The organism is Micromonospora maritima (genome assembly GCF_902825405.1).
Lineage (GTDB): Bacteria > Actinomycetota > Actinomycetes > Mycobacteriales > Micromonosporaceae > Micromonospora > Micromonospora maritima.
Map to the genome: position 1 here is coordinate 1 of NZ_CADEAU010000167.1, position 10,392 is coordinate 10,392.

A 10,392-nucleotide genomic window follows, 5' to 3' on the forward strand; every position below is an offset into this window, starting at 1 on the left:
GATGCGCGGTTTGTGCGCTCACCGTGGTCGACAATGAGGACACTGTGGAACCCCCCTCTGAGCAGCCCGCTCCTCTGTGGCTCGCGCGGCGGTCCGCAGCAGCGGCAGGGGCGCGGCGGCGGGGCGCCCGCACCGGTCAACGACGCCATGGCGGAGGCGCTGCGCCGGGCCGGCCTGGCCTGACCTCGTCGCGGCCTGTCGAGCTGATATCACGAACGACTCAGCTCGACAGGGTCCGGCGAGGGGAGCCGACGGGCGGTCGCGTCCTGGCCACAGGCGACCAGGCACGGCGGCGGGGCGGGCGACGCGGCGGGTGGGCCCGGTCGGCGGCCGCCATGACGACGATCGCGCCGCGACCACCCGGACGCGGTGCACGAACGCTCCTCCCGCGCCCCGCTGCGGGGACCGGACCGGTCGGACGGCGCGAATGTCGGCGTACCCTCTGCGGTGTGGGCGGGGAGGACGACGCGCGGTGGCGGGAGCGGCAACGTCACGCGGTGCGGGCGCACGCGGAGGCCGACGCCCGGGAACGCGCGGCGGAGCAGGCGCGGGCCGCGGAGCTGGTGGCCCGGTTCGCCGCCGAGGCCCTGCGGCGGGGGTTGGGCACCGACCGGTTGACGGCGACCGGCCACGACGGGCGTTCCCGCTACCGCACCCGGCTCACCGGCTGGTACGTGGACCGCGCCCGTAGCCGGGCGGTGGACACCGAGGGGCGGTTCTACCTGCTCACCGTGCCGCCGAGCCTGCGTTCCCGGCTGCTCGGGGCCGAGCCGCGGCCGACCGCGCCACCGCTTGTCGTCGGGCGGGGTGGCCGGGACGGCGAGTCGGTGCCGCTGGCGACGCTGCTCAGCCGGCGTCTCGAGGCGGGCGACGACTGGCGCTGACCGGTGCCGGGCCACGGTCGACCCGCTGTCGCGGCACCGCGTGCGCGGCCCGTCGTGCCACGAGCCGCCACCAGCACAGCTGGACGACGAGCGTGAGCAGTCCGGCCAGCACGATCGCGGCCAGGTTGATCACCAGTTGCAGGGCGGACCCGGCCGCCTCGGGCCACACCCCGTACGCGGTCGCGACGGCCACGTTCGCCGCGGCCGGCACGGTGGTCACGGAGATCAGCACCCCGACCAGCGAACCGGACTTCTTCGAGGTCAGCGACAGCATGCCGGCGACACCGGCGAGCAGCCCGACCACCCAGGAGAGGGCGTCCGGGCGCCAGATGAAGTCGGTCAGCGGCCGCTCGGCCAGCAGCATGCCCCGGTCGACGAGCCCGGCCGCGTCCAGCGCCCAGGTGCTCAGCACGGTGGCCACCATGGCGGCGAGGAAGCCCACCGTCAGGGCCTGCACCGACCGGCCGATGACCGGCGGCTGACGCCGCAGCAGCGCCACGCAGAGCGCGGCGAGCGGCCCGAACTCGGGGCCGACCACCATCGCGCCGACGATCAGGATGGGCTGGTCCAGCAGCACGCCGATGCCGGCGATCATGGTGGCGACCACGATCAGGGCGAGGAAGGTGCCGCTGAGCACGGTCTGCTCGCCGGTCTTCGCGGCGATCTCGTCCCACACCACGGCGTCCTCGCCGTGACCCGGGGCCTCGGCGGCGGCCCGGTCCGCCGCCGCGGACACGGTCAGCTCCACGTCGTCCGCGGCGATCGCGCCATTCGCCTCGATGCCCAGGTCCTGGAGCCGGCGGAGCACGGCGTCGGCGCTCTCGCGGACCACGTCGCAGGTGATGTAGTCGCCGGCCGGCTGGCGGGCGACGCCGGCCAGGACCACGAGATGGGTCACGCCCGGGTCGGTCGACAACAGGTCGACGACCGCGGCCGACCGCTCCGCCGGCGCGATCACCCGCAGATGAAGCATGACCACCTCCGGCTCACCCGACGGCACCGCGCCGCCGGCGGCACTCTACCGGGTGGGAGCTGGACATCTTTGCCCGGCGAGGGCAACACCGGCCCCGTACTGCGTCGTTGATCCTCGGTAGACCCGACCCGATCAATACGAAACATCCACAGGAATACCTCTTTCGCCGTTATAGAGGCATTTCTCTGGTAGAACGCAGTCCGGGTGCCTCGCTCCCGACCGAAGGCAGGATTCGTGAACCCCAGTCAGACACGGCCGTCCGTACCGGCGGCCGCCCCGCCCCGCGACGAGCCCGGAAGGATCTTCCTCTCCGCGCCGGACGTCGGGCCGCTGGAGGAGTCGTACCTGATCCGGGCGCTGCGCTCGGGCTGGGTCGCGCCGGTCGGCCCCGAGCTCGACGGATTCGAGCGGGAGATCGCGGAGCGGGTCGGCACGCGCGGCGCCGTCGGACTCAGCTCCGGCACCGCCGGGCTGCACCTGGCCCTGCTGGCGCTCGGTGCCGGCCCGGGAACCGTCGTCGTGGTGCCCACGCTGACGTTCGCCGCCACCGCGAACGCGGTGGTCTACACCGGAGCCGAGCCGGTCTTCGTCGACTGCGAGCCGGCCACCGGGAACATCGACCCGGACCTGCTCGCCGCCGCCCTGGACGACCTGACCGGCGCCGGCCGACGCGTCGCCGCCGTCGTACCGGTCGACCTGTTCGGCGGTTGCGCCGACTACTCCCGCATCCTGCCGCTCTGCGCCGCCGCGGGCGTGCCGGTGCTGGAGGACGCCGCCGAGGCGCTCGGCGCCACCCGGCACGGGCGCGCGGCCGGCTCGTTCGGCCGGGCCGGCGTCTTCTCCTTCAACGGCAACAAGATCATCACCACCTCCGGCGGGGGCATGCTCGTCTCCGACGACCTCGACCTGCTGGACCGGTGCCGTTACCTGTCCACCCAGGCGCGGCAGCCGGTCGCGCACTACGAGCACACCGACATCGGATACAACTACCGCCTGAGCAACCTGCTGGCCGCCGTCGGCCGGGCCCAGCTGCGACGCCTCGACGGCATGCTGGGCCGCCGCCGGGAGCTGCGCGAGCACTACGGCAAGCTCTTCGCCGGGCGTCCGGGCGTACGGCTGCTCGGCGCCGACGACCCGGGCGCGAACTGCTGGCTCACCGTGGTCACCGTCGACCCGACGCGGGCCGGCTGGCACGCGGACGACCTGGCCCGGCACCTCGCCGCCGAACGGATCGAGAGTCGTCCGGTGTGGAAGCCGCTGCACCTGCAACCCGTCTTCGCCGGCCGGGAGGCCGTCCTCACCGGCGCCGCCGAGCGGCTCTACACCGACGGTCTCACCCTGCCCAGCGGATCCGGGATGACCGACCAGCAGGTCAGCCGCGTCCTCGACGTCACCGCCCGGTTCCTGGAGGCACGGGCGTGAGCGCGGTGGCCCCCGGTCGGCGGGACGGCCTGCGCGTGGCGGTCCTGATGAAGACCAAGGACGGCGGGCTGTGGGTGCTGCCGCAGGTGGAGGAACTCCGCCGACGCGGCCACGAGGTCGTCGTGGTCCTGCCACCCGGCGCCGGCCGGCTCACCGCGGAACTGCACCGCCGCGGGTTCCCGGTGGTCGACTCACCCTTCGACTTCGGGTTCCGGCCACGCCCGGCGACGCTGCGCGGGCTGTGGCGGCTGCGCCGGCTGCTCCGCCGGCTCCGGCCCGACGTGCTGCACTACCACCTGTACGCCTCGGCGCTCGCGGCGCGCCTCGCCACGCCGGGACTCCCGCTGCGCCGGGTGCACATGGTCGCCGGCCCGCTGTTCCTGGAATCCCCGCTGATCCGGCCGCTGGAACGTCTGCTGTGGCGGCTCGACCACGTCACCATCTGCGGTACGGGGCACACGTCGCGCCTCTACGGCGCGCTCGGGTGCCCGGCCGACCGCCGCCCGGTGGCCACCTACGGCGTCGACCCGGACCACTTCGCCCCGGACCGGCCGACGGACCGCGCGCACGTGGGCGGGCACGGCGCCGACGACGTCCGGACCCGCGCCGAGCGGCGCGCGAAGTCGCGTGCCGACCTCGGCATCGACGCGGAGAGCTTCCTGGCCGTCATGGTGGCCTACGTCTACCCGCCGAAACGTCTGGCGCACCGCGGTCAGGCGATCAAGGGCCACGCGGTGCTCCTGGCGGCCTGGCGTGCCTTCCACGCCAGGCATCCCGACAGCCACCTGCTGCTGGTCGGCGGCGGATGGACGGCAGCCGGCGAGGCGCACCGCGACGACCTCGTCCGCCGCTTCGAGGTCGACACCGACCGGAGCGTGACCTGGCTCGCCGGCGTCGACGACGTGCGCCCCTGCTACCAGGCCGCCGACGTGAGCGTGAGCCCCTCCCTGTCCGAGGGGCACGGCGCGGCCTGCGAGGCGAGCGCGATGGGACTGCCGTGCATCGTCAGCGACGCCGGTGGGCTTCCCGAGACGGTCGACGAGACGTCCGGCTGGGTCGTGCCCCGCGCCGACGTGTCCGCCCTGACCGACGCGCTGGAGACGGCGTACCGGGAGTTCGCGACGGGTCGGCTCGGCCGCCGCGGCGGCCGGGCCCGGGAGCGCGCCGTCCGGCTCTTCGACAACCGGCTGGCCGCCGCCACGGTGGCGGACGTCATCGAGCGGGTGGGCCGGGGAGGCCACTGATGCGCGTCGTGGTCGCGACCGAGTCCCGGTGCCTACGGACCCCGGACGGGCGGGTCTGGATCCAGGCCGGGCCGGACCACCGGATCTGGGCACGCTACCTGTCGGTCTTCACCCACGTCCGGATCGTCGCCCGGGTGCTCGACGTGCCGGTGACGCCCGCGGGCGCCCTGCGCGTGGACGGCGACGGGGTCGAGGTGTGGCCGGTGCCCTACTACGTCGGGCCCCGGCAGTACCTGCTGCGCCGGCCGTCGATCGAGCGGGCCGTACGGGCCGCGACGACCCCTCGCGACGCGGTGATCCTGCGGGTCCCCTCCCCCATCGGCTCGCTGCTGGCCGACGCGCGGGAGCAGCGCAGCCTGCCCTACGCGCTCGAGGTGATCGGCGATCCGTACGACGTGTTCGCCCCCGGGGTGGTCCGGCATCCGCTGCGGCCCGTGCTGCGGCACACGTCGGTCCGGCGGCTGCGGCAGCAGTGCCGCCGCGCCGCCGCCGTGGCGTACGAGACGGAACGCCACCTGCAAGGGCGGTACCCGGCGCGACCCGGCGTACCCACGGCCGCGGTCTCCAGCGCGGACCTGCCACCGGCGGCGTACGTGCCGCTGCCCCGGCCCGCCCCGGAGCCCGGGCGGATCCCGCGGATCGTCTCGATCGGTTCCCTGGAGCAGATGTACAAGGGTGTCGACACGCTCCTCACGGCGCTGGCCCACCTGGCGGCCATCGGCCTGCGGCCCCGACTGGTGCACGTCGGCGACGGACGGTTCCGTCCGCAGCTCGAACACCTCGCCGACCGGCTGGGTGTGGCGGAGCAGGTGACGTTCGCCGGCATCCTGCCCACCGCCGAGGACGTCCGTCGGCAGCTCGACGCCGCCGACCTGTTCGCCATGCCGTCCCGGACCGAGGGACTGCCCCGGGCGCTGATCGAGGCGATGGCCCGCGGTCTGCCCGCCGTCGCCTCGACGGTGGGCGGCGTCCCCGAACTGCTGGCCGCGGAGGACCTGGTCCCGCCCGGCGACGCGGAGGCGCTGGCGACGGCGATCCGGGCCTGCGTCACCGACCCGGGCCGGATGGCCGCGGCCTCCGCCCGCAACCTCACCCGGTCCCGCGACTTCTCCGCCGAGTCCCTGACCCCGCGCCGGACGGCCTACTACCGGGCGGTCGCCGAGGCGACCGACGGCGCCGGCCGGGCGCCCCGAGCCGGCGGTCCCGTCACCTCGGCCACCAGATAGGAGAACCGTCCTTGCTCACCCACGGCCGACCGACACCCACGCCCGGTCCGTCCGCACCGGCCCGGTACACCGTGATCCGGGTGTTCGGCGCGCTGGACATCGGCGGCGCGGAGCTGCGCACCATCGACCTCCTGCCGACGCTGATCGCCGCCGGCGCGGACGTGCACTTCGTCACCCTGAGCGGACGGGCCGGGGTGCTCGCGCCCGACGTCGAGCGCCTGGGCGCGCGCGTGCACCCGCTCCCGTTGGACCTCCGCTTCCCCGTCCGGTTCGTCCGGCTGCTGAGGCGGCTCCGGGCGGAGGTGGTGCACTCCGACGTCGCCACCTTCTCGGGCGCGCTGCTGCTGCTCGCCGCCGTCGCACGCACCCCGGTGCGGATCGCGCACTTCCGCAGCGACGGCGACGGCCGTGCGGACAGTCTCCGTCGCCGCCTGCAACGCCGGGTCATGCGACGGCTGATCGACAGGCACGCCACCGACATCGTCGCCGTGTCGCCCGGCTCCCTCACCTACGGATACCGGCCGGGCTGGGAGTCGGACCCGCGCTGCCGGGTCATACCCAACGGGCTGGACCTGGCCCGACTCGCCCGTCCCACGGACCTCGATCTCCGCACGGCCGTCGGCGCGGTGCCCGGGGACGTGGTCTGCCTGCACGTGGGACGAGCGTCGCCGGAGAAGCGGCGTTGGCTGCTCCCACCGGCGGTGGCCGCGCTGGAGTCGTTCGGCGTGTCCGCGCGGCTGGCGTTCGCGGGCGCCCACGACGCCGAGGACGACGCCCGGGTACGCCGGGCGGCCGAGACCCACCGGGTCGGTGACCGCGTGCGCCTGCTCGGCCCGCGCGACGACGTCGGCGCCCTGATGCGCCAGGCGGACGTCGTCCTGCTCCCCTCCGACCGGGAAGGGCTCCCCGGCGTCGTGCTGGAGGCCCTGGCGACGGGTACCAGGGTGGTCGCCTCGGATCTGCCCGGTGTGCGCTTCATCGCCGAACACCTGCCCGGGGTCACCGTCGTGGCCCGCGACGCCGCGCCGGACGAGTGGGCGAAGGCGATCTGCGAGGCCACCACCGGCGCGGGCGCCGACCGGGACGTCGACGCCGCCGTGCGCGCGTTCCGGTCGAGCCTGTTCTCCCTCGACTCGGCGGCGCTCGCCCACCTGTCGATGTACCGCAGGCACCTGCCGGCCGTGTCCGCCATCCGTCCGCGGGTCGGCCGGCCCGGGACGGGGGTGGCGTGATGTGTGGCATCGCCGGCACCGTGTCGCTGGACCGGCCCGATCCCGAGCTGGTCCGGCGGATGTGCGACGCCATCACCCACCGGGGTCCCGACGCCGCCGGGCTGCACGTCGACGAGCACGCCGCGCTCGGCATGCGTCGCCTGGCCATCATCGACGTCGCCGGCGGGCAACAGCCGGTCCGCAACGAGGACGGCTCGGTCGTCGCGGTGTTCAACGGTGAGCTCTACAACTTCGCCGAGCTGCGCGCGGAGTTGGTCGGCCGGGGACACCGGTTCGACAGCCAGGGTGACTCCGAGTGCCTGGTGCACCTCTACGAGGAGCACGGCGACGCGCTCGTGCACGAGCTTCGCGGCATGTTCGCCTTCGCCATCTGGGACGTCCGGCGGCAGCGGCTGCTGCTCGGCCGGGACCGGGTCGGCAAGAAGCCGCTCTACTGGCGCGCCGACGGGGCGGACATCTCCTTCGGGTCCGAGGTGAAGTGCCTGCTCCAGGACCCGAAACTGGTCCGCCAGGTGGACCTCACGGCGCTGCACCACTACCTCACCTACCAGTACGTGCCGGCACCGTGGTCCATCTACCAGGGGGTGCAGAAGCTCCCACCGGGTCATCTGCTCTCCTGGGAGGACGGCCGGACGGAGGTGCGCCGGTACTGGCGGCTCGACTGCACGCCGCACCCGGTGACCGACGAGCGGGAGGCGGCCGCGGAGCTGCGCGAGCGGCTTCTCGACGCGGTACGCGTACGCCTGGTCAGCGAACGGCCGCTCGGCGCCTTCCTGTCCGGCGGGGTGGACTCGTCGGCCGTGGTGGCCGCGATGGCCCGCCTGACCAGCGCGCCGGTGAAGACGTTCAGCATCGGCTTCACCGAGGCGCGGTTCGACGAGCGGGCTCACGCGCGGGTGGTCGCCCAGCGGTATGCGACGGACCACCACGAGCTGGTGGTGACCCCGTCCTGCGTGGACCTGCTGCCGACGCTCACCTGGCACTTCGACGAGCCGTTCGCGGACTCGTCGGCCATCCCGAGCTTCCTGGTCGCGCAGCTGACCCGGCAGCACGTGACGGTGGCGCTGAACGGCGACGGCGGCGACGAGTGCTTCGGCGGCTACCAGCGGTACGCGCTGATGCAGGCGTTGGGCACGGTGCCGGGCTGGATGACGCCACGGGCCCTGCGGGGGATCGGCGACGGGTTGGTCAGGCGCACCACCGCCGGCTCCCGGCCCCGGGCGCTCGGCCGGGTGCTGCAACTCCTGGGCCAGCCCCCGCTGGCCCGCTACGGCGCGCTGACGTCGATCTTCCCGCCGGCGCAGCAGCTCGACCTCTACACCGACGACCTGCGGGAGCAACTCGTCGGCGTCGACCCGTGGTCGCTGCTCGCCGAGGCGTACGGCGCGTCCGGGGCCACCGACCCGGTGGGTCGGCTCATCGACGCCGACGTGAACACGTACCTCCCGGGCGACCTGCTGGTGAAGGTCGACATCTCCACGATGGCGAACTCGTTGGAGGCACGGTCCCCGTTCCTCGACCACCATCTGATGGAGTGGGCGGCGCACCTGCCGACCCGGCTGAAGGTCCGCCGTGGCCGGACCAAGCACCTCCTCAAACAGGCGATGGAGCCGTGGCTGCCGGCGCAGCTGATCGACCGGCCGAAGATGGGCTTCGCCGTGCCGCTCGGCCACTGGCTCCGCGGCGAGCTGCGCGACCTGGCCTGGAGCGTGCTCACCGACGGGACCGCGCGGTCCCGTGGACTGTTCCGGCCGCAGGCGGTCACCGACCTCCTCCAGCGGCACGCGGCGGGCGACGACGAGAGCCACCGGATCTGGACGCTGCTCCAGTTCGAGCTGTGGCACCGCCACTGGCTGGACGACGCGGCGACCCGGCCGCCGGTGCCGACGGGCGGGTGCCTGCTCGCGCCGCGACCGTGACCGGGCGGCACACGCGTCCCCGGGCACCGCTGGGTCAGGCGGCCCGCAACGCCGCGTCCCGCATCCTGGTGGTGGGGCTGAACGCGGCGGCGGGGATCGTGACGGCACGTGCGCTGAACCCGGACGGACGCGGCATCTCCGCCCTGGCGATCGCGGTGGCCGGGGCCACCGTGTCGCTCGGCTTCCTCTCCGTCGAGCAGGCGCACGTCCAGCTCTGGAAGGGTCGTCGGGACGCGGTCATCGCGAACAGCGTGCTGCTCGGCCCGGCCGTCGGGGTGGTCGCCGCGATCGTCGGCACCGCCGTGGTCTGGCTCGGCGCCCACTTCGGTGTCCTGGACGTGCACCCCGGGATCCTGCTGCTGGCGCTCGCCGCGGTGCCGGCCTCGGTCACCGGGCTCTACCTGAGCACCGCGCTGGTGCTCGACGCCCGGGTGTCCCTGGTCAACCGCGCGATGGTGTGGGTCGGCGTCCTCCAGTGCCTGGTGACCTTCCAGATGGCCCTGACCGGTTCGCTCACGCCGGGCTCGGTGGTGGCGATCTGGAGCGGGTCCGCGTTCGCCATGCTGATGGTGCTGCTGGCCGGCGCCCGGCCGGCGCTGCGGCGACGCGACCCCACGCTGGCCCGACAGGCCCTCGCGCTGGGTCTGCGCCTGCACCCCGGGTCGGTCGCGCTGTACCTCACCTACCGGCTCGACGTGCTCGTGCTCGGTGCGCTCGCCACCCCGACGGCCGTCGGGCTCTACGCCCTGGCGGTGACCGTCGGAGAACTCACCCGGATCCCCACCGAGGCCGTACGCGGGGTCTTCCTGCCCCGTCAGGCCGAAGGGGACCGAGCCGCCTCGGCGGACGTGACGGCCGTCGCGACCCGCGTGTCGGTGGCCCTGGCGGCGGTGTGCGTCGGCGGGCTGTGCCTCGTCGCCCCGGTGTTGATCCCGCTGGCCTACGGGCACGACTTCGCGGACAGCGTCAACGCCCTGTACGCGCTCGGCCCCGGCCTGTTCATGGTGCAGGCGGGCCGGCAGATCGGCGCGTACCTGATCAAGCACGACCGCCCGTTCGTCGTCTCCGCCCTGCCCACCGTGGCGGTGCTGGCCAACGCGGGCGCCAACCTGCTCCTGATCCCCCGGTGGGGGCTCATCGGCTGCGGGTTGTCGGCGTCGCTCGGCTTCACCCTGATGACCGTCGGGCAGGCGGTCCGTTTCTGCCGCACCACGGGCGTCCGGTGGCACCGGCTCCTGCCCGGTCCGGGTGACGTCGTCCTGGTCCGCCAGCGGCTCGCCTCGCGGCGGCCCGCCACGGCCGTCGCGGTGCCCGAGCACTCGCCGCGGCAGCGGTCGACCGCCGGGACGACGGCGACGGACGGGGACCTCGTCGCGACCCCCGCCGATCCGGACGGACGCCGCTAGCTCGCGGGCCGGCTCCGGATCCCGGCGGGCTCCAGGCTCTCCGCAGGCTCCGGCTGTCAGCGGGTGACGGCGACCGTCCGCCGGTG

9 protein-coding genes are annotated in these 10,392 nt (G+C 74.6%); 8 read left to right on the top strand and 1 reads right to left on the bottom strand.

Features of this window, described 5'->3' with window-relative positions:
• Positions 1-33 precede the first annotated feature (33 nt).
• Both HUW36_RS16500 and HUW36_RS16505 read left to right on the top strand, forming a co-directional pair.
• On the top strand, positions 34-183 hold the full coding sequence (locus HUW36_RS16500; protein ID WP_174528987.1) for a hypothetical protein: 150 nt from the start codon (positions 34-36) through the stop codon (positions 181-183).
• Positions 184-449: 266 nt separating this feature from the next.
• Positions 450-884, top strand: coding sequence for a hypothetical protein (locus HUW36_RS16505; protein WP_174528988.1), 435 nt, complete (start codon positions 450-452; stop codon positions 882-884).
• Here HUW36_RS16505 and HUW36_RS16510 read toward each other — a convergent pair.
• A complete protein-coding gene (locus tag HUW36_RS16510; RefSeq protein WP_174528993.1) occupies positions 847-1,857 on the bottom strand; it encodes a DUF389 domain-containing protein in 1,011 nt (336 codons plus the stop codon). The genes HUW36_RS16505 and HUW36_RS16510 overlap by 38 nt on opposite strands.
• A gap of 300 nt (positions 1,858-2,157) precedes the next feature.
• Between HUW36_RS16510 and HUW36_RS16515 the strand changes: the two genes are divergently transcribed.
• The 6 genes from HUW36_RS16515 to HUW36_RS16540 all read left to right on the top strand — a co-directional run bounded on the left by HUW36_RS16515 (position 2,158) and on the right by HUW36_RS16540 (position 10,306).
• Positions 2,158-3,279: a DegT/DnrJ/EryC1/StrS family aminotransferase gene (locus tag HUW36_RS16515; RefSeq protein ID WP_174528994.1), complete on the top strand. Its 1,122-nt coding sequence runs from the start codon at positions 2,158-2,160 to the stop codon at positions 3,277-3,279.
• Entirely contained in the window at positions 3,276-4,523 is a 1,248-nt protein-coding gene (locus tag HUW36_RS16520) for a glycosyltransferase (RefSeq protein ID WP_246248191.1), read from the top strand. The genes HUW36_RS16515 and HUW36_RS16520 overlap by 4 nt, the downstream gene beginning before the upstream one ends.
• Positions 4,523-5,749 (top strand): glycosyltransferase, encoded by a 1,227-nt coding sequence (locus HUW36_RS16525; protein ID WP_174528989.1) that lies wholly within the window; start codon positions 4,523-4,525, stop codon positions 5,747-5,749. Before HUW36_RS16520 ends, HUW36_RS16525 begins: the two co-directional genes overlap by 1 nt.
• Positions 5,750-5,829: 80 nt before the next feature.
• Positions 5,830-6,981: a glycosyltransferase family 4 protein gene (locus HUW36_RS16530; RefSeq protein WP_174528990.1), complete on the top strand. Its 1,152-nt coding sequence runs from the start codon at positions 5,830-5,832 to the stop codon at positions 6,979-6,981.
• Positions 6,981-8,900 carry an asparagine synthase (glutamine-hydrolyzing) gene (gene asnB, locus HUW36_RS16535; RefSeq protein ID WP_174528991.1) on the top strand — a complete coding sequence of 640 codons (1,920 nt, stop codon included), beginning with the start codon at positions 6,981-6,983 and terminating at the stop codon, positions 8,898-8,900. The genes HUW36_RS16530 and asnB overlap by 1 nt, the downstream gene beginning before the upstream one ends.
• Complete coding sequence (locus HUW36_RS16540; protein ID WP_174528992.1) at positions 8,897-10,306, top strand: lipopolysaccharide biosynthesis protein; 1,410 nt, start codon at positions 8,897-8,899, stop codon at positions 10,304-10,306. Before asnB ends, HUW36_RS16540 begins: the two co-directional genes overlap by 4 nt.
• The last annotated feature ends 86 nt before the right edge of the window (positions 10,307-10,392 follow it).

Excerpts from the sequence above, each read along its gene's own strand:
- HUW36_RS16500 (WP_174528987.1), top strand. The coding sequence starts at position 34 with ATGAGGACACTGTGGAACCCCCCTCTGAGCAGCCCGCTCCTCTGTGGC.
- HUW36_RS16510 (WP_174528993.1), bottom strand. The coding sequence starts at position 1,857 with ATGCTTCATCTGCGGGTGATCGCGCCGGCGGAGCGGTCGGCCGCGGTC.
- HUW36_RS16525 (WP_174528989.1), top strand. The coding sequence starts at position 4,523 with ATGCGCGTCGTGGTCGCGACCGAGTCCCGGTGCCTACGGACCCCGGAC.
- asnB (WP_174528991.1), top strand. The coding sequence starts at position 6,981 with ATGTGTGGCATCGCCGGCACCGTGTCGCTGGACCGGCCCGATCCCGAG.